The organism is Neolewinella marina, assembly GCF_002631205.1.
GTDB lineage: Bacteria > Bacteroidota > Bacteroidia > Chitinophagales > Saprospiraceae > Neolewinella > Neolewinella marina.
On sequence record NZ_PDLO01000001.1, the window covers coordinates 830165 to 847551 of the forward strand.

At 64.1% G+C, this 17387-nt stretch carries 17 protein-coding genes; 11 read left to right on the forward strand and 6 right to left on the reverse strand.

Going from position 1 to position 17387, the window contains the following annotated elements; all coding sequences use genetic code 11:
- Positions 1–125: 125 nt before the first annotated feature.
- Complete coding sequence (locus CGL56_RS03380; protein WP_099105074.1) at positions 126–488, reverse strand: hypothetical protein; 363 nt, start codon at positions 486–488, stop codon at positions 126–128.
- A 156-nt stretch (positions 489–644) separates the two neighbouring features.
- A complete protein-coding gene (locus CGL56_RS03385; RefSeq protein ID WP_099105075.1) occupies positions 645–1250 on the reverse strand; it encodes a chemotaxis protein CheB in 606 nt (201 codons plus the stop codon).
- Positions 1251–1366: 116 nt separating this feature from the next.
- Between CGL56_RS03385 and CGL56_RS03390 the strand changes: the two genes are divergently transcribed.
- The 7 genes from CGL56_RS03390 to CGL56_RS03420 all read left to right on the forward strand — a co-directional run bounded on the left by CGL56_RS03390 (position 1367) and on the right by CGL56_RS03420 (position 9204).
- Positions 1367–2467 carry a mandelate racemase/muconate lactonizing enzyme family protein gene (locus CGL56_RS03390; RefSeq protein WP_099105076.1) on the forward strand — a complete coding sequence of 367 codons (1101 nt, stop codon included), beginning with the start codon at positions 1367–1369 and terminating at the stop codon, positions 2465–2467.
- Positions 2464–3846, forward strand: coding sequence for a class II fumarate hydratase (fumC, locus tag CGL56_RS03395; RefSeq protein WP_099105077.1), 1383 nt, complete (start codon positions 2464–2466; stop codon positions 3844–3846). Before CGL56_RS03390 ends, fumC begins: the two co-directional genes overlap by 4 nt.
- A gap of 31 nt (positions 3847–3877) precedes the next feature.
- Complete coding sequence (locus CGL56_RS03400) at positions 3878–5896, forward strand: vWA domain-containing protein (RefSeq protein ID WP_099105078.1); 2019 nt, start codon at positions 3878–3880, stop codon at positions 5894–5896.
- A gap of 47 nt (positions 5897–5943) precedes the next feature.
- On the forward strand, positions 5944–7215 hold the full coding sequence (locus CGL56_RS03405; RefSeq protein ID WP_099105079.1) for a dihydroorotase: 1272 nt from the start codon (positions 5944–5946) through the stop codon (positions 7213–7215).
- A complete protein-coding gene (locus CGL56_RS03410) occupies positions 7200–8153 on the forward strand; it encodes a glycosyltransferase family 2 protein (protein WP_099105080.1) in 954 nt (317 codons plus the stop codon). Before CGL56_RS03405 ends, CGL56_RS03410 begins: the two co-directional genes overlap by 16 nt.
- Entirely contained in the window at positions 8146–8589 is a 444-nt protein-coding gene (locus tag CGL56_RS03415; RefSeq protein ID WP_099105081.1) for a nucleoside deaminase, read from the forward strand. The genes CGL56_RS03410 and CGL56_RS03415 overlap by 8 nt, the downstream gene beginning before the upstream one ends.
- 81 nt (positions 8590–8670) lie before the next feature.
- A complete protein-coding gene (locus CGL56_RS03420; protein WP_099105082.1) occupies positions 8671–9204 on the forward strand; it encodes a hypothetical protein in 534 nt (177 codons plus the stop codon).
- Here CGL56_RS03420 and gmk read toward each other — a convergent pair.
- Together gmk and CGL56_RS03430 are read right to left on the reverse strand one after the other, a co-directional pair.
- A complete protein-coding gene (gene gmk / locus CGL56_RS03425; RefSeq protein WP_099105083.1) occupies positions 9201–9785 on the reverse strand; it encodes a guanylate kinase in 585 nt (194 codons plus the stop codon). The genes CGL56_RS03420 and gmk overlap by 4 nt on opposite strands.
- Complete coding sequence (locus CGL56_RS03430) at positions 9775–10668, reverse strand: YicC family protein (RefSeq protein WP_099105084.1); 894 nt, start codon at positions 10666–10668, stop codon at positions 9775–9777. Before CGL56_RS03430 ends, gmk begins: the two co-directional genes overlap by 11 nt.
- A 227-nt stretch (positions 10669–10895) precedes the next feature.
- Here CGL56_RS03430 and CGL56_RS03435 point away from each other — a divergent pair, with 227 nt between their 5' ends.
- From CGL56_RS03435 to CGL56_RS03445, 3 genes are all read left to right on the forward strand, one after another.
- The gene (locus CGL56_RS03435) at positions 10896–11213 is read left to right on the forward strand and encodes an HU family DNA-binding protein (protein ID WP_099105085.1); all 318 of its coding nucleotides are present in this window, start codon (positions 10896–10898) and stop codon (positions 11211–11213) included.
- Entirely contained in the window at positions 11214–12008 is a 795-nt protein-coding gene (locus CGL56_RS03440) for a tetratricopeptide repeat protein (protein WP_099105086.1), read from the forward strand. It abuts the gene before it with no gap.
- A 689-nt stretch (positions 12009–12697) separates the two neighbouring features.
- The gene (locus tag CGL56_RS03445) at positions 12698–14251 is read left to right on the forward strand and encodes an Rne/Rng family ribonuclease (RefSeq protein ID WP_099105087.1); all 1554 of its coding nucleotides are present in this window, start codon (positions 12698–12700) and stop codon (positions 14249–14251) included.
- A 42-nt stretch (positions 14252–14293) separates the two neighbouring features.
- Here the strand turns inward: CGL56_RS03445 and mscL are convergent, their stop codons facing one another.
- Both mscL and CGL56_RS03455 read right to left on the reverse strand, forming a co-directional pair.
- A complete protein-coding gene (gene mscL, locus CGL56_RS03450) occupies positions 14294–14716 on the reverse strand; it encodes a large-conductance mechanosensitive channel protein MscL (protein WP_099105088.1) in 423 nt (140 codons plus the stop codon).
- A 63-nt stretch (positions 14717–14779) separates the two neighbouring features.
- Positions 14780–15211 carry a DUF4293 domain-containing protein gene (locus CGL56_RS03455; protein ID WP_099105089.1) on the reverse strand — a complete coding sequence of 144 codons (432 nt, stop codon included), beginning with the start codon at positions 15209–15211 and terminating at the stop codon, positions 14780–14782.
- Positions 15212–15377: 166 nt separating this feature from the next.
- Between CGL56_RS03455 and CGL56_RS03460 the strand changes: the two genes are divergently transcribed.
- Positions 15378–17381, forward strand: coding sequence for a peptidylprolyl isomerase (locus CGL56_RS03460; RefSeq protein ID WP_167641503.1), 2004 nt, complete (start codon positions 15378–15380; stop codon positions 17379–17381).
- Positions 17382–17387 lie beyond the last annotated feature (6 nt).

The following is a 17387-nucleotide window of genomic DNA, read 5'->3' on the forward strand; positions in this document are numbered from 1 at the left end:
GGCCGCGAAAATACGGTACAACAGGTACCACCCGGTATTAATCCGCACGACTGACGCGCAGTTGTCGGCGGGGACCGTCAAACATATGAATTTTAATCACACGAGGGAAAATTCCCCCACGAGATTTACAGCTTGAAGTTGGTCCAGATGGCCTTCCAGCGATGGAGGTAGCGGTGATCGGTGCAGGTGTCGGAGATCATCATGGCCCCGACCCGGACCTGGTAAGAGATTACTTCCGGCAACAGGGCATTATGCAGTTGCTCGAGCTCGCGCTTGAAACCGTCGTCCGCCCGCTCCAGCTCCCGCCGGAAGTAGGCCAGCTTCTGCCGCGTGATGCGCCAGCTTTGCTGCAGCTCCAGACGAAGCGATAAGGGCATGGGCAACTCTTCCGCCAGGGCTACTACCTGGGCACTTTGCTGATCGAGACGATTGATGTATGCCAGGGTGTTATGCTGAAAATCAGAAGACGTATCTTGAATACTGGACATAGGGAGGTGTATTTCTAGCCCCCTACTTGCAAGAAGTATGCCATATTTACAATGCGCTATATTTTAACTAAATACACATTATGTATTTTCCCAAATAAGCAGATCTATCCTATGCGATACGAAAGCGGAGATAAATTTATGATATTTCGTTAGTTATTAAATATCGCGGGCTTCCACCAGCGGCTGCCGCACCAATGTCCCCAGCAGCCCCCCCAGTTGCCCGAGCGGACTGACGTGATCCACCTCCGTATACTGCATCACGCCTAATGGCATATCTGGAAAGCTGGCCTCCTCGGGGTCCTGAACAATGGCCAATCCCCCGCAGCGTTTCACCATCCACATGCCGCTGGTGCCATCGCTCAGCGCGCCCGTCAGCACGACGCCGATGACCCGCTCGCGGTAGGTGTAGGCCGCCGAGCGGAACAGCACGTCGACCGCCGGGCGGAAGCGATTTTCCGGCGGTCCGGGGGCTACCCCCACCCGGTCGCCCTCCACCAGGAGGTGGCGGTCGGGGCGGGCCAGGTAGATGGTGCCCGCTTGGACGGGGTCACCATCGGTGGCTTCCCGGACGACCATCCCGGTATACGATTGCAGAATGGAAGGCAGGTTGCTCTTGGCCCGGGCCGGCAGATGTTGCACCACGAAGACGGCCGCGGGCAGGTCCGGGGGCAGGTTACGGACCACCTCCACCAACGCCTCTACCCCACCGGCGGAAGCGCCAATGACAATTACGTTGCGGAAATTCGGCGACAGGGTGTTCATACGGGCTTCAGGCGTTCCGCACGGCTCGGCAGCGGGTGCCGCGAAAGTACAATAATGCCGGGAGCCGGGGGCGGTCACAGCACTTACCTTCGCGACCGCCCCATTCCAAACCCGGTATGCAGATTAGAGAAATCACCCTGTTCCCCGTCCGCCTGCCCCTGCGGAAGCCCTTCGTCATCTCCCTGGGCCCCCTGACCCACGCCGAGAACCTCTTCGTGCGCATCCGCACCGATTCCGGCCACGAGGGCTGGGGGGAAGCCAGTCCCTTCGCCACCATCCACGGGGAAACCCTGGCCGGCGCCCTGGCCATCGGCCGCGACCTTGGCCAGCGGCTGCTGGGCTTACGGGCGGACGCGGCACCAGCGTACACCGCCCTGATGGCCCGCGCCCTCCACGGCAACCACGCCCTGAAGTCGGCCTTCGACCTGGCCCTCCACGACATTGCCGCCCAGGCCGCCGGCCTCCCCCTTTTCCGCTATCTCGGCGGGGCCACCAACCGCACCCTGTACACCGACTATACGGTAAGCCTGGGCACCCCCGCGGACATGGCCGAGGACGCCCGGGACATTGTGGCGCGCGGCTTCCCCGTGATCAAGATCAAGCTCGGCGACGGGGCCGAGGCCGACATCGAGCGGGTGGCCGCCATCGTCGCGGCCGTGGGCAATGACATCCCCCTGCGGCTGGACGCCAACCAGGGCTGGAGCTTCGAGGAGGCCGGCCGGGCCCTGCGGGGACTGGCCCGCTTCAACGTCCAGCACTGCGAGGCGCCCATCGACCGCTACGAATGGACGCGGCTGCCGGAACTGCGCCGCAACAGCCCCATCCCCCTGATGGCCGACGAAAGCTGCTGGGACCATCACGACGCCCGCCGCCTGCTGGCCATCGGTGCCGTGGACCGCATCAACATCAAGCTGAGCAAGTCCGGCGGCCTCCATACCGCCCGCAAGATCATTGAAACTACGGACGTGCCCCTGCAGGTGGGTGGTTTTCTGGAGTCCCGACTCGGCTTCACGGCCGCCGCCCACCTGGCGCTGAGCAGCGAGCGGGTGGCGTACTGCGATTTTGACACCCCGCTGATGCACTCCGAGGACGTGGTGGAGGGGGGAATCACCTACGGCCCGGGGGGCGCGGTCACCGTTCCGGAAGCCCCCGGCCTCGGCGCCCGCCTACGCCCGGAATATCAATTACCTTCGTCCTGCCAAATCATCATTTCATGAATACCCGCCAGGAAAAAGACAGCATCGGATACGTAGACGTACCCGCCGAACGCTACTGGGGCGCCCAGACCCAGCGCAGCTTTACCAACTTTGAAATCGGAGGCCAGCAGATGCCCCGGGAGGTGATCCACGCCTTCGCCATCCTGAAAAAAGCCGCCGCCCGCACCAACGCCGCCCTCGGCGTTCTGGAGCAGGAGAAGTCGGACCTCATCGGCCGGGTGGCCGACGAGATCCTGGCCGGCCAGCTCGACGGAGAATTCCCCCTGGTCGTGTGGCAAACCGGCTCGGGCACCCAGTCGAACATGAACGTCAATGAGGTGATCGCCAACCGGGCCCACGTGCTGCAGGGCGGCGACCTGGCCGACGACCACAAGGTGCTCCACCCCAACGACGACGTGAACAAGAGCCAGTCGAGCAACGACACCTTCCCCACCGCCATGCACATCGCCGCCTACCAGATCCTGGTAGAGAACACCCTGCCCGGCGTGGAGCAGCTGCGCGACACCCTGAAGGCCAAGGCCGCGGAAATGGAGGACGTGGTCAAGATCGGCCGCACCCACTTCATGGACGCCACCCCCCTCACCCTGGGCCAGGAGTTCAGCGGCTACGTCAGCCAGCTCGACCACGGCCTGAAGGCCGTGCGCAACACCCTGGACCACCTAGCCGAACTGGCCCTGGGCGGCACGGCCGTGGGTACGGGGCTGAACGCCCCCGAGGGTTACGCCGAGCACGTAGCCGGTGAGATTGCGGAATTGACCGGACTGCCGTTCCGCACGGCGGAGAACAAATTCGAGGCCCTGGCCGCCCACGACGCCATCGTGGAGGCCCACGGCGCCCTGAAAACCCTGGCCGCCAGCCTGTTCAAGATCGCCAACGACGTGCGCATGCTTTCGAGCGGCCCCCGCTCCGGCATCGGGGAGATCATCATCCCGGCCAACGAGCCCGGCAGCAGCATCATGCCCGGCAAGGTGAACCCCACCCAGAGCGAAGCCCTCACAATGGCCATGGCCCAGGTGATGGGCAACGACGTGGCCATCAACGTTGGCGGCATGAACGGCCACTTCGAGCTGAATGTCTTCAAGCCGATGATGATCTACAACTTCCTGGTCAGCGCCCGCCTCATCGGCGACGCCGCCCGGAGTTTTGACACCAACTGCGCCGTGGGCATCGAGCCGAACCGCAACCGGATCACCGAGCACCTCAACAACAGCCTGATGCTTGTGACCGCCCTGAATACCAAAATCGGCTACGACAAGGCCGCGACCATCGCCAAGAAAGCCTACGCAGAGGACACCACCCTGAAGGCCGCGGCGTTGGAACTGGGCTACCTGACCGCGGAAGAATTCGACGCCTGGGTGAAACCGGAGTCGATGATCTAGCGCGGGCGCCCGGCAACACCACCCCCAGCATATGGCTTTCCTTTACCCTTCCTTCCTCTGGGCCCTCGGGCTGATCGCCGTTCCGGTGATCATCCACCTGTTCTATTTCCGGAGGTTTCGCAAGGTGTACTTCAGCAACGTCCGCTTCCTGCGGGAGGTGAAGGAGGAAACCAGCATGCGCAGCCGGCTGCGCAACCTGCTGGTGCTGCTGATGCGGTGCCTGGCGGTGGCCGCGCTGGTGGTGGCCTTCGCCCAGCCCTTCCTGCCGGCCGCGGAGGGGGTACTGCGCGGGCGCAAGGCGGTGAGCATCTTCGTGGACAACAGCTTCAGCATGGCCGCCGAAGGCGACCGGGCTCCCCTGTTGCAGGTGGCCAAGGACCGGGCCCGGGACCTGGTGACCGCCTACGGGGTGGAGGACCGTTACCAGGTTATCACCAACGCCTTCAGCGGCAGCGCCCAGCGGCTGGTGGGCCAGCAGGAAGCCCTGGACGCCCTCGAGGCCATCCGGATCGGCCCCGAGAGCCGGTTGCTTTCTCGCGTCCTCGACCGGCAGGTGGCCGCCTTCGGCACCGAGAACGTCGATCACCGCCAGGTGTACCTGATCTCCGACTTCCAGCGCAACATCACCGACCTGGCCCCCTCCGACACCAGCCTCGATGTCCACCTGCTGCCCCTGCAGGCCGTGCAGGAGCGCAACCTGGCGATCGACTCGGTGTGGTTCGACGCCCCCGTGCCCCAGCTCAACCAGAACAACCTGCTGCTGGTCCGCATCCGCAACTTCAGCGATGTGACCCTGGATAACGTGCGGCTGAGCCTCACTTACGACGGGCAAACCAAACCCGTGGGTACGCTGAGCCTGCCGCCCCGGGGCGCGGTGATCGACAGCGTCTTCCTGAACATCACCCAGGGGGGATCGGGCACCGCGCGACTGAACATCACCGACTTCCCGGTGGAGTTCGACGACACTTACCACCTGGCCTTCCGCACCACGGACCGGGTGAGGGTGCTCAACATCAACGCCGACGAAGCCTACGACCGCAACCTCTCAGCCGCCCTCCGGCTGGGGGTCTTCGAGCCTACCCGGGTGGCGGCCCAGCGGATCGACTACGGCAGCCTGGGCAACTACGGCTTGGTAATCCTGACCGAACTGCCCGCCATCAGCAGCGGCCTCGGGGAACAACTGCGGCAGTACGTCCGCGACGGGGGCAACCTGCTGGTCTTCCCTCCCCGGAACGCTGACCTGGGCAGCTACAACGCCTTCCTGCAGTCGATTCCGGCGGATGAATTGCAGGACTACCAGGAACAGGTCCGGGAGGTCAGCGGCCTGAACGAGGAAGCCTTCGTTTTCCGCGAGGTATTCCGCAACCGCCGCGCGGCCCTGAACCTGCCGACCACCCAGGGCAACTTCCCCCTGACCCGCTACGGCAGCCGCGCTCAGCAGGCCCTGCTGACCTACCGCGACGGCAGCACCGCCCTGGCCCACTACCCCGTCGGGGAGGGCAACCTCTACCTGAGCGCCGCCCCCCTGTCCACGGCCACCAACAACCTGTCGCTCAACGCCGAGATCTTCATCCCGATGCTCTACAAGATGGGCATCAGCAGCGGCCGCCGCCGGCCCGCGGCCTACACCATCGGGCGCGACGAGGTGATCGAAACCAGCCGCCGGCAGGCTTCCGGCGACATCGTTTACAAGCTGCGCGGCCCGGGCGGAGAGTTCATCCCCGAACAGCGCACCATCGGCAACCGCGTGGCCCTGGGGCTGGGCGGGCAGGTGCCCGAGGCCGGCATCTACGAGCTGCTCATCAACGATGAGGTCGTAGAGTCCTTCGCCTTCAACTACGACCGGACCGAATCCGACCTGAGCTACGCCACGGAAGAAGACCTCCGGGCCATCCCCAACACCACCCTGCTGGAGGCCGACAGCCAGGCCGCGCTGGTGGAGGCCGTGCGCAGCCGCAACGAAGGCCAGCCTCTCTGGCGGTACTTCATCTGGGCCGCCCTGCTATTTCTACTGGCCGAAGTCCTCCTGCTGCGCTTCTGGAAGGTCTAGGCTCCAGCGGCCCACATATCGCCCCGCTTTGATACCTTTGCCCGCCTATGCTGCTCCGTTCCGTCCTGATCACCGACCCCTCCAGTTCCCACCACGGGCAAACCCGCGACGTGCGCGTTACCGGCGGGGTGATTAGCGAACTGGCCGAGTACCTCGAAGCCCGGGCAGACGAGGAGGTCGTCGCCTTTGAAAACGCCCGCCTGTCTCCCGGTTTCGTGGACATCGGCGCCTACCTCGGCGACCCCGGTCACGAGGAGCGGGAGGACGTCCGCAGCCTGGTGGCCTCGGCCCGGGCCGGCGGCTACGTATCCGTGGCCGTACTGCCCAACACCGACCCCGTCCGGCAGACGGTGGCCGACATGGCCTACCTCAGCAGCCACAACCGACAGGGCGCCGTGGACCTGCTGCCCCTGGCCGCCCTGAGCCGGGAAACGGCCGGCCGCGACCTGACCGAAATGATGGAGCTCAACACTGCCGGGGCCCTGGCTTTCACCGACGGCCCCGGGCGCACCACCTCCGGCAGTTTGCTGAAGCGGGGACTGGAGTACGCCCGCTCCTTCGGCGGCGTGATCCTGGATACCCCCTACGACCCCGAGCTGGCCGAGGAAGGGCAGATGCACGAAGGCTCCGTCAGCGTCCAGCTGGGGCTGCGCGGTATCCCCACCATGGCCGAAACTATCCCCCTGCGGCGCAACCTGACCATCCTGGAGTACACCGGCGGGCGGCTGATCGCCCACCTGCTGAGCTCGGCTACCGGACTGGAGCTGCTGCGGCGCTTCGGCATCGGAAACGAACGCGGACTGGTGGGCTGTACCGTTGGTGCCCACCACCTCACCTTTACGGATGCGGACCTGGCCTCCTTCGACCCGAACTTCAAGATCCTGCCCCCCCTGCGGGCGGAGGAAGACCGCGACGCCCTGCGCCGCGGCATCCTCGACGGCAGCATTGCCGCCATCGTCAGCCACCACCGGGCCCGCCACCGGGAAGAGAAAGACCTGGAATTTAGCTACGCTTCCTTCGGCGCCCTGGGCCTGGAAACCGCCTTCCGCCAGCAACTCCAGTGGACCGACACCCCCGAGAAGCTAAACGCCGTAGTGGCCGCCCTCACCGCCGGCCCGCGCCGCCTGCTGGGGCTGGAACCCCTCCACATCGAAGTGGACGCCCCGGCCCGCCTGACGCTGTTTACCACCGAAGGTACCTCCACTTTCACCACCGCGGACCTGCCCGGCAAGACCACTAACCACCCCCTCCTCGGACACTCCCTGCCCGGACGCATCCTGGGTACCGTAAACCACGACCGTTTATGGACATCAGCATAGTTGTCCCCCTGTATAACGAGGAAGAATCCCTGCGGGAACTCACCGCCTGGATCGACCGCGTGATGCAGGCCAACGGTTACGCCTACGAAGTCTGGCTCGTGGACGACGGCAGCACCGACGACAGCTGGGCGGTAGTACGGGAGCTCACCACCGCCAACCCCTGCCTGAAGGGCATCAAGTTCCAGCGCAACTACGGCAAGAGCCCCGCCCTGAATGTCGGCTTCCAGCACGCCACCGGCGACGTGATCGTCACCCTGGACGCCGACCTCCAGGACAGCCCCGACGAAATCCCGGCCCTCTACCGCATGATCGTCGAGGAAGGCTACGACGTGGTGTCGGGCTGGAAGAAGGAGCGCAAGGACCCCATCGGCAAAACCATCCCTTCCCGCTTCTTCAACCTCGTGACCCGGCTGGTCAGCGGCATCAAACTGCACGATTTCAACTGCGGGCTGAAGAGCTACCGCCGCAACGTGGTGAAGTCCATCGAGGTCTACGGCGACATGCACCGCCACCTGCCCCTGCTGGCCAAGTGGGCCGGCTTCCGCAAGATCGGCGAGAAGGTCGTCGAGCACCGCCCCCGCAAGTACGGCTACTCCAAGTTCGGGCTTTCCCGGCTGGTGACCGGCTTCCTCGACCTGCTCTCGCTAATGTTCGTGGGCAAGTTCGGCAAGCGCCCCATGCACCTCTTCGGCACCCTGGGCACCCTGATGTTCCTGATCGGCTTCACCTCCTCGGTGGTGATCGGCACGACCAAGGTGTACGCCCTGGCCAACAACATGCCCAAGACGCTGGTGACCGACAACCCCTGGTTTTACATCAGCCTAACCACCATGGTGATGGGTACCATTCTGTTCGTTACCGGCTTCCTGGCCGAGCTGGTGGCCCGCTCCAACCCCGACCGCAACTATTACCTCGTAGAAGAAGTGCTGGATGCTTGAGGTGTACGACGACGCTTACTACATGCGGCAGGCCCTGGTACAGGCCCGCCTGGCCGCGGCCATGGGTGAGATCCCCGTCGGCGCGGTGGTGGTGTCCAACGGCCGCATCATCGCCCGCGGCCACAACGAAACCGAGCGGCTGAGCGACGTAACCGCCCACGCCGAGATCATCGCCCTGACCGCCGCGGCGAACCACCTGGGCGACAAGTACCTCCACGGCTGTACCCTCTACGTGACCCTGGAGCCCTGCCCCATGTGCGCCGGTGCCCTGGCCTGGGCCCAGGCCGCCCGCATCGTCTACGGCGCCAGCGACGACAAGCGGGGCTTCATGCGCTTCGGGCGGGAGCTCCTCCACCCCAAGACGAAGCTCGAATTCGGCATTCTCCACGATGAGTGCGCCGAGCTGATGACGGGCTTTTTCCAGAACCGGCGTTAAACTTGGATTAAACCCCGGTTCCCGGGCACCCGCGGCCGCGCCCTTCCCGTACTATTGGCAGACCAACCACCCACCCGCCCGATGCTCCGTACCCTCCCCCTGCTGCTCCTCGCCCTTGGTTTTCTCACCGGTTGCGGACCCCGGCTGCGGCCCTATACCCAGTCGCTCCAGGAAGAACAGCAATGGCAGGAAGAAGACCTCCGCCGCATCCAGTTTTACCTTTCGGAAGACGTGGTGCTGCAGCGCGAGCTGCGCAGCGGCAACTCCCGCATCCGCAACGGGTCGGTGCAGGTGATCAACGGCCGCGAGGTGGAGCAGGTGGTTTTCCGCCGCAATACGCCGGGGGTGTTCACCTTCAGTCCGAAGGAGCAGCGCATCGCCATTTCCTTCGAGGAAGACGACGGGAATTTCCTGCTCTTCGGCCCCAACCCGAAGAACGGGGGGCGGTACAGCCTGCTGGCCAGCAACTGGGACCGCAACAGCGGTACGGTCACCTACGCCGGCCGGGAATGGCGGGTATCGAGCGCCGACGCCTTTGCCAGCCTGCTCATCCCGCTGAAGCGAATCCGCGAGGAGGACACCCGGGGGCGGGTGGTGCGCGGACGGCGGCTCTAGGAATTCAGGAAATCGCGGGTGATGAGTTCGGCTTCCGCCAGGGCGGCCTGCAGGTCGTCGTTGACCAGCACCCGGTCGAAGCGGTCGGCGTAGGCCAGTTCCTCGGCGGCGCGGGCGATGCGGACCCTCAGGCTTTCGGGGTCTTCGGTGGAGCGGTCGCGCAGCCGCTGGAAGAGGATCTCCCGGGAGGGGGGCGCTACGAAGACCGCCAGGCTACCTTCCGGGTACTGTCGCTTGATGGCCGTGGCGCCCTTCACTTCGATGTCGAAGACGACCGTCCGGTTGGCCGCCCAGATGCGGCGCACCTCCGAGTGGAGGGTACCGTAGAAGCGGCCGGGGTAGACCTCCTCGTACTCCACGAATTCGTCGTTGGCCACCTTGGCCAGAAAGGCTTCGGGGGTGAGGAAGTGGTAGTCGATCCCGTCGCGCTCCCCGGGCCGGGGCGGCCGCGTGGTGGCCGATACCGAGAAGGCGAGTTCCCCGAAGCGCGCCAGCAGGTGACGCACCAAGGTGGTTTTTCCGGCCCCGGAGGGGGCGGTGAAGATGAGCAGTTTTCCGTGGGCGGGCTCCTCAGGCGACATTGGCGAGTTGTTCTTTCAGCATTTCGAGGTGTTCCTTCATGGTCACCACCAGTTTCTGCAGGTCGGCCGAATACGACTTGGCCCCCAGGGTATTGATCTCGCGGCCCATTTCCTGGCCGATGAAGGCGAGCTTGCGCCCCTTCACCTCGTCGTCGTTCGTCAGGATTTCGAGGAAGTATTCGCAGTTCTGGGCCAGGCGCACCTTTTCCTCGTTGATGTCCATCTTTTCCAGGTAAAAGAGCACTTCCTGCTCGTAGCGGTTCTTGTCGACGTTGGCGCGGCCCAGGTATTCGGCCAGGTGGCGTTCCATACGGCTGCGTACCGCTTCGATGCGCTGGTCGGCGTAGTCGTCTACCTGATCCAGCAGTTCCAGGATGGCGCGGACGCGGGTGCCGAGGTCTTCAGCGAGGGCCGCGCCCTCCTGGCTGCGGTAGGCGTGCAGGCGGTCGAGACAGTCTTCCACTACGGCCTGGAGGTTTGCCCAGTCGTTGGCTTCCAGTTCGGCCAGTCCGGTTTCCACGATGCCGGGGGTGCGCAGCAGGGCGGGCACCAGTCCGTCCATGGTATGCTCCGGCAGCGGCCGCTTGCCGTGGTCGTTGAGGCGGAAGTATACTTCCTGGCTGATGGCCGAGAGCAGGGGCAGGTCGACCTTCACCTTGCCGGTGCCGGCCTCGTCGGCCACTTCCACGTTCATTTCCAGCTTGCCGCGCTTGGCCGCGGCCAGCACCCGCTTGCGCAGTTCCAGTTCGTGGGCCTGGAGGTTGAGGTTGGTGCGCAGCCGCAGGTCAGACTGCTTGCTGTTCAGGGCGCGCAGCTCGGCGGTATAGGTTTTTCCGCCGTCGGTACGGACGGCGCGACCGTAGCCGGTCATGGAAAGAAGCATGGGAAGGGTGTTGATACGGGGGGCGAATATAGAGGTAAATCGCGGGGCCGCTCGCCCCCTGCCGCCCCGCTGGCCGGAATGGGGTGGACGAAAGGCAAACTTTTACCGAATAATTATCTAAGTGATTGATTACAAAAGAAATAGTGTTGTTCATTGGGTTAAAGTCACCGAAAAGCAGATATTTGCACCGCTTTTGAAAACCCACGCTCGGAATCAAAAATACCAGAATGAGAAAAGCTGATTTAGTGGCAAATATTGCCGACAAGACCGGCATCGCGAAAGTCGATGTACTGGTCTCCCTTGAAAGTTTCTTCAAGGAAGTGAAGGGCAGCCTCGCCGAAGGCGAGAATGTCTACATCCGGGGCTTCGGTTCATTTGTAGTCAAGAAGCGCGCCAAGAAGATCGGCCGCCACATCCAGAAGAACAAGGCCATCGAAATTCCCGAACACTACATCCCGGCCTTCAAGCCGGCCAAGATTTTCGTGGAGCAGGTCAAGGACAAGGTGTCCTCCCTGCCCGACGAAGACGACAGTGACCTGGACTAGATGAGAAAAGCACAGTGGATCGCGGCCGCAGCGGCCTTCGTACTCGTACTCCTGACGTACTGGGGTTGCCCGGTGCGCCCCCCGGAGATGGAGGCCGGCTTCAGCCGCGGTCCCCTGCAGGCCACCGGCGTGCAGTCGCTGATCCGCGAGGCCCACGACGACCTCACGCCGGCCCAGGCCGCTACCCTTTCGGGCCTCGAATCCGAGCTTCAGGCCCAGGAAGACGACAGCCTCAAGGTGGAAATCCTCCAGCAGCTGGCCCGGGAATGGTACCAGGCCGGCAAGCCCGCCATCTCCGGTGCCTACGCCGAGCAGATCGCCGAGCTGCGGAATACCGAAGAAGCCTGGGCCATCACCGCCACCACCTACAGCCTCTGCCTGCGGCAGGAGGGCATCGACGACAAGACCCGGCAGTTCTGCGGCGCCCAGGCCGAACAGGCCTACCAGGCCGCCATCAGCCTGAACCCCGACAACCCGGAAAACCGCATCAACCTGGCGGTGACCTATACCGACAATCCGCCCCCCGACAACCCCATGAAGGGTATCCTCATGCTGCGGGAGCTGGAGCAGCAGTACCCCGATAACCCCCGGGTGTACATCACCCTGGCCCAACTGGCCATCCGCACCAACCAGCTCGAACGGGCCGTGGAACGGCTGCTGAAGGCCGACTCCCTCGACCCCGGCAACCGCGACGTGGTCTGCCCCCTGGCCAAGGTGTACGAAAACCTGAACCGCCCCGGCGAAGCCGACATCTACGCCCGCAAATGCGCCGAATTGCTGAGCGAAAATGGTTGACCCGGCCGGCTAACGGAAATATCCCTACCTTTGCGGGCCGTAGTGCCCAATCATCGGGTACTTTCGACAACTTATCCTCCTCCCTGATTGTATTACTGGGAGAGCATTGCCTCAATCACCCCATTTACTTAACCTAAACGACTCAATATGCCGTGTGGAAAAAAGCGGAAGCGTCATAAGATTGCTACCCACAAGCGGAAGAAGCGCCTGCGCAAGAACCGTCACAAGAAGAAGAACCGCTAGAACTAACTAGCAGCATACCCTATCCGACCGGGGCGGCAGGCTTGCCGTCCCGGTCGTGACCGGTGTGGCAGTTTACCGTTCCGGCGCTTACGCTGTTCCTCTCTCTGAGACCGTTGCGAGCCACCTACACTCCGCAGCCCCAACGTCTACCTACCCCGTTTACAGTCCACCTTTTTCGTTGTCGCATCGGCTGGTAATTACTCCGATGTCACCGCCAAGAAATCTTCCGCCACCTGCCGTGTTCGAACACGTGCGGCGGACTTTACCCCGGACTCCCCCCTACGACGTTTCGATTTTCGCCTCAGTACAGCAGGACAACAGGCACCGAGCGCGGCCAGCCCGCCGCCGGTTTTCGGTGTGTTTTTGCTTACCGGATGCACCCAGCATCCCTCCGTCTACCTTTTACGGCGGGGGGAATTTGTGTATCTACCCAACCCTGTTGTACAGTGGAAAAAGAAATGATCGTCTCGAGTACGGGCAAAGAAGTTGAAGTAGCCCTCCTCGAAGACGGAAAACTGGTGGAGATCCACCGCCAGCGGTCGACCGACCAATTCACCGTCGGGGATGTGTTCCTCGGCCGCGTGAAGCGGGTCACCGCCCCCCTCAATGCCGCCTTCGTCGATATCGGACACAAGAAGGACGCCTTCCTGCACTACACCGACCTCGGCCCCAAAGTGCGCACCCTGCAGAAGTACGCCGACGCCGCCATCAAGGGCAAGCTGTCGACCTCCAAACTGGAAAAGGTCGACTACGAACCCGAGATCGTCAAGACGGGAAAGATCGACGAGGTCTTCTCCAAGAAGCAGGTGGTCCTGACCCAGGTGCTTAAGGAACCGATCAGCACCAAGGGGCCCCGCCTCAGCTGCGAGATCACCATTCCCGGTCGCTACCTGGTCATCACCCCCTTCAGCGAGACCGTCGCCGTATCCAAGAAGATCAGCACCAGCGAGGAGCGCAAGCGCCTGCAACTGCTCGTCGAGAGCATCCGCCCGGTGAACTTCGGGGTGATCGTCCGCACCGCCGCCGAAGGCAAGGGCGTGGGCGAGCTGCTGGAGGAGATCAACTCCCTCATGGACAAGTGGAAGTCGATCGTGGAAGGGGCCAAGAACGCCACCCCGCCGGCGAAACTGCTTAGCGAGGTCGACAAGACCACCGGGCTGCTGCGCGACCTGCTTACGCCGGACTTCACCAAGATCGTGGTCGACGACAAGGACCTCTACGAGACCATCAAGGACTACGTGAAGGACATCGCCAAGGACCGCCCCAACCTGGTGCAGTACCACAAGGCGAGCAAGCCGGTCTTCGACGCCCATGGCGTGACCAAGCAGATCAAGAGCAGCTTCGGCAAGACGGCCACCATGCCCAGCGGTGCCTACATCGTCATCGAGCACACCGAGGCGATGCACACTATCGACGTGAACAGCGGCAACAAGATGCCCAGCCAGAACCAGGCCGAGGCCGTGCTGAAGATCAACCTGGAGGCCGCCGAGGAAATCGCCCGCCAGCTGCGGCTGCGCGACATCGGGGGCATCATCGTGATCGACTTTATCGACATGCGCGACGCCGAGCACCGCAAGAAGCTCGCCCAGACGATGCGCAACGCCATGAAGAACGACCGCGCCCAGCACACCATCCTGCCGCTGAGCAAGTTCGGCCTCATGCAGATCACCCGCCAGCGGGTGCGCCCCGAGGTGAAGATCACCACCGCCGAGAAATGCCCGACCTGCAACGGCACCGGCAAGGTGAACGCCACCATCCTGCTGACCGACGAGATCGAACGCGACCTGAACTTCATCATGGAAGCGCGGCCCAAGGCCAAGCTCAAGCTGAAGGTCCACCCCTATATATCGGCCTACCTGAAGCGCGGGTTGCCCAGCGCCCAGATGAAGTGGTACATGAAGCATTACCGCTGGCTGGACATCCAGTCCGACAACGACTTCCCGATTACGACCTTCAAGTTCTACGACAGCAAGGACGACGAGATCAAGCTGCAAAACTGATAGAAAAAGGGCCTCTGCACCAGTGCAGAGGCCCTTTTTCGTTTACAGCGGCCGCTTGGCCAGCTGGTCGCGGATTTCGATCAGGATGTCCTTCTCCGTGGGGCCCGGAGGCGGCGCGGGGGCGGCCGCGGGCTTGGGCTTCTCCGTCATGCGGTTGTAGCTGCGGATCAGCAGGAAGATGGCGAAGGCAATGATGATGAAGTCGATGATGCGCTGGATGAAGATGCCGTAGCGGATGGCCGCCCCTTCTTCCACCACGTTGCCATCGGCGTCGTAGACGGTTTCCGAAAGGGGAATCGCCAGCTCCGAGAAATCCACCCCGCCCAGCAGCTGCCCGATGGGGGGCATCAGGATGTCGTTGGTGAATGAGGTGACGATGGCTCCGAAGGCGCCGGCAATGATGACCGCCGTGGCGAGTTCGAGCACGTTGCCCTTCATGATGAAGGCCTTGAACTCCTGAAACATAGGTGTAGCGTTGTGTAGCCGGGAGGGCTACGGTGAGTGTGTGTACACCTGTAAGTTAAGGAATTACCGCAGCCGGTCGGCGCTGCGCACCAGCTTTTCGTCCTTGCGCACGTAGCGGGCGGCCAGGGCGGCAAAGAGCATCGTCAGGATCGGCAGCAGGGCGCCGAAATCTACCTGCGACTGGGCGGCGGCCGAATCGGTGTACCACAGCACCCCGCCGTAGGCGGCGTAGGCCAGGGTGATGATCAGGGCCACGTTGCACAGCACCACCTGCAGCCGGCGGTTGGTGAACAGGAAAATCGCGATGAAGAGGAGCAATCCGGCCGCCAGGACGCCGCCGGTGAGCAGCAGGCTGTCGTAGACGTCGTACTGGGCATCCGCAAAAACCTCGCTGCCGGGTACCGCCACTTCGGTTTCGGCGGCATCCGTGCCAAAGAGGCCAAAGGAGGTGATGGCACCGAGGGCGAGAAAAACAGTCTGGATGCGTTGGATCATGAGTTAGAGCTTGTTCGGAGTTGGGCGGCCCGGTTCTTGGAAACCGGGCGTGGGAGGCCGGATTGCCGGGCGGATGGTATCGTCCCGGCCCGCCCGGCGATCCGGCGGTGCAAAGGTAGGCAGCGAACGCTACATCCTCTGCCTTCTGCTGCGTTACCTTTACCCCATGCCGTACCGATTGGCCGCCGTTTTGTTGCTCTGGGCCCTGCTCCTGGCCTGTATCCCTCCCGCCGACGAGGAGGAGGAATCGGCGGTGGTCGTCGCCGAGCTGACCGACTCCCTCGTGCAGCGGGTGTACGAGCTGCAGAACGAACGGGCGGAAGACAGCCTGCTGGCCTACCTGGCCCACCCCGAAGCCCGCCTGCGCTACCTGGCGGCCCAGGGGCTGGCCAGTTTTCCGGCGCTGTCCGCGGGTGCCGTGGATTCCCTGGGAGCCACCCTCCGCGACCCCAACGCCGCGGTACGCACCCAGGCCGCCTACGCCCTGGGGCAGACGGGCCGCCCGGAGGCGGCCGCCTGGCTTACCGCCAGCTTCGACCGCACGGGAAAGTACCCGACCTTCAACGCGGCCGTCCTCGAGGCGGCCGGCCGTACCGGCGACAGCACCACGGTAAACCTGCTCACTGGCATCACCACCTACACCATGCGGGATACCGCCCTGATGGCCGGCCGGGCCTGGGGGCTGTACTACGCCGGACTGAACGGCAACCGCTCCCCGGCTTCCGACGCCGTGATGGTGAACACCCTGCTCGACCGGACGGCCCCCGCGGCGGTGCGCCACCCGGCCGCCCACTACCTCTACCGCATCGAATTCCCGGTGGATACCGCCGCCGAGCGGAAGCTGCACGAACAACTGCGGCGGGAGAAGGACCCGGTGGTCTCCATGGGAATCATCCGTACCCTGGGCCGCAGCGGACTGCTGCCGGCCCGGGTTTCCCTGCTGCGCTACTTCGAGACCAGCGCCGACTGGCGCACGCGGGTGGAAGTACTCAGGGCCTTCGAAGGCTTTGAATACGCCGCCGTCCGAGAATCGGTAATCGAAGCCCTGCGGGACCGCCACCCCCTCGTGGCCCGCACGGCCGCCGAATACCTGATCCGCCACGGAGTGACCCCTGATGCCCCCCTCTACCTCCAGCTGGCCGAGAGCGGACTACCCCACCAACTGTACCCCCTGCTCTACCGCGCCGCCAACCGCCACCTCTCCCCCTTCCTGACCGACTACCGCGACCGGATCGCCGAGGGGTTACGGCGGGCCTACCAGACCGAAGCGGACCCCTACGTGAAGGCGGATATCCTGCGGGCGCTCGGGGAATTCCCCTGGCTCTACCGGGAGATCTACAACCACTACGTGGGCAGCGAATCCCCCGTCCTGCGCACCGCCGCCGCCGAAACCCTGCAGGCGATCGTGGAGCGGGAAGATTTTGACCAATTCTTCCGCTGGAGCAGCCGCCGCGTCCGCCTGGAAATCGCCGAGCAACTGCGCCGCATCATCGAGGCGGGCGAGGCCGGACCCGCCTACCACGCGGGGCAGGCCCTGACCAACCGGGCGGACACCTACCGCTCGGCCTACGCCGACTTCGGCTGGCTGGATACCGCACTGGATGACCTGGAGCTCCCCCGGCAGATCGAGACTTACCGGGCGGTGCTGGGGGCCCGCAACGCCCTGCTGCAGAGCGAAGTCCCCGAACCCGCCCTGGCGTCCGGCAAGGCCCACCCGATCGACTGGAGCCTAGTCACCACCGCTACCCCGCCCGTCGTACGCATCGAAACCGCCGAGGGGGCCATTCGTCTGCGGCTCTGGCCGGCGGCGGCCCCGGCAACCGTTTCCAGTTTCCTGCGGTTGGTCCGTGAGGGATACTACGATGGCAAAGTCTTCCACCGCGTCGTCCCCAATTTCGTGGCCCAGGGCGGGGGACCGCGGGGCGACGGTTTTGGCTCCGAGGACTTCATCGTGCGCACCGAAACCCCGATGCTGCACTGGGACCGCGCCGGCCTGGTAGGCATGGCCAGCGCCGGCAAGGACACCGAGGGGGTGCAGTTTTTCATCACCCACCGGCCGACGCCCCACCTGGACGGCAGGTTCACCATTTTCGCCGAGGTCATCGAAGGGCAGTCCGTCGTGGACCGCCTGGTGCCCGGCAGCCGGATCACCCGCATCACCGTACCGTAACCTCGC

Bases quoted from the DNA above. Each gene is read 5' to 3' on its own strand.
- CGL56_RS03410 (WP_099105080.1), top strand. From the start codon at position 7,200: ATGGACATCAGCATAGTTGTCCCCCTGTATAACGAGGAAGAATCCCTG.
- CGL56_RS03420 (WP_099105082.1), top strand. From the start codon at position 8,671: ATGCTCCGTACCCTCCCCCTGCTGCTCCTCGCCCTTGGTTTTCTCACC.
- CGL56_RS03380 (WP_099105074.1), bottom strand. From the start codon at position 488: ATGTCCAGTATTCAAGATACGTCTTCTGATTTTCAGCATAACACCCTG.
- CGL56_RS03435 (WP_099105085.1), top strand. From the start codon at position 10,896: ATGAGAAAAGCTGATTTAGTGGCAAATATTGCCGACAAGACCGGCATC.
- CGL56_RS03430 (WP_099105084.1), bottom strand. From the start codon at position 10,668: ATGCTTCTTTCCATGACCGGCTACGGTCGCGCCGTCCGTACCGACGGC.
- CGL56_RS03440 (WP_099105086.1), top strand. From the start codon at position 11,214: ATGAGAAAAGCACAGTGGATCGCGGCCGCAGCGGCCTTCGTACTCGTA.
- CGL56_RS03460 (WP_167641503.1), top strand. From the start codon at position 15,378: ATGCCGTACCGATTGGCCGCCGTTTTGTTGCTCTGGGCCCTGCTCCTG.
- CGL56_RS03390 (WP_099105076.1), top strand. From the start codon at position 1,367: ATGCAGATTAGAGAAATCACCCTGTTCCCCGTCCGCCTGCCCCTGCGG.
- gmk (WP_099105083.1), bottom strand. From the start codon at position 9,785: ATGTCGCCTGAGGAGCCCGCCCACGGAAAACTGCTCATCTTCACCGCC.
- mscL (WP_099105088.1), bottom strand. From the start codon at position 14,716: ATGTTTCAGGAGTTCAAGGCCTTCATCATGAAGGGCAACGTGCTCGAA.
- fumC (WP_099105077.1), top strand. From the start codon at position 2,464: ATGAATACCCGCCAGGAAAAAGACAGCATCGGATACGTAGACGTACCC.
- CGL56_RS03455 (WP_099105089.1), bottom strand. From the start codon at position 15,211: ATGATCCAACGCATCCAGACTGTTTTTCTCGCCCTCGGTGCCATCACC.
- CGL56_RS03400 (WP_099105078.1), top strand. From the start codon at position 3,878: ATGGCTTTCCTTTACCCTTCCTTCCTCTGGGCCCTCGGGCTGATCGCC.
- CGL56_RS03385 (WP_099105075.1), bottom strand. From the start codon at position 1,250: ATGAACACCCTGTCGCCGAATTTCCGCAACGTAATTGTCATTGGCGCT.
- CGL56_RS03415 (WP_099105081.1), top strand. From the start codon at position 8,146: ATGCTTGAGGTGTACGACGACGCTTACTACATGCGGCAGGCCCTGGTA.
- CGL56_RS03405 (WP_099105079.1), top strand. From the start codon at position 5,944: ATGCTGCTCCGTTCCGTCCTGATCACCGACCCCTCCAGTTCCCACCAC.